This is a genomic window from Mesorhizobium waimense (assembly GCF_003601975.1).
GTDB classification, from domain to species: Bacteria; Pseudomonadota; Alphaproteobacteria; order Rhizobiales; family Rhizobiaceae; genus Mesorhizobium; species Mesorhizobium waimense.
In genome coordinates this window covers 1-384 of record NZ_QZWZ01000258.1, presented here as the reverse complement: position 1 = coordinate 384, position 384 = coordinate 1, and the positions used below count along the sequence as shown (strand labels likewise).

The window sequence follows — 384 nt, the reverse complement described above, 5'->3', positions numbered from 1 at the left end:
ACCAGGAAGTGGCCGGCCTGCGCTGCTTCGCCTCGGTCGGCGATATTCCGGACGAGGTCGACCACTGCGTGATCGTGGTCGGCAAGGAGCGGGTGCCGCAGGTCTTGCGCGATTGCTGCGCCAAGCAGGTACCCGGCGCCAGCATTTACATCTCGGGCTACGCCGAGGCCAGCGGCGACGGGCGCGAGGCGCAGCGCGCGCTCGAGGAGGCGGCCAGCGCGCTGACCTTCATCGGCCCCAACTGCATGGGCTTTTCCAACCTGACGGCGCGCGTCATGGCCGCGCCCTCGGCCGTGCTCAAGCGGGCCGAGGGCGTGGGCGACGTGGCGCTGGTGTCGCAAAGCGGCGGGCTGGCCTATGCAACGATGGCGTACTACGCCCAGC

The 384-nt window shown here is 70.3% G+C and carries 1 protein-coding gene; it reads left to right on the top strand.

The window, feature by feature from the left end:
- Positions 1–384 (top strand): CoA-binding protein (locus tag D3227_RS40920; RefSeq protein WP_208646667.1); only part of this gene is annotated, 384 nt, incomplete at both ends.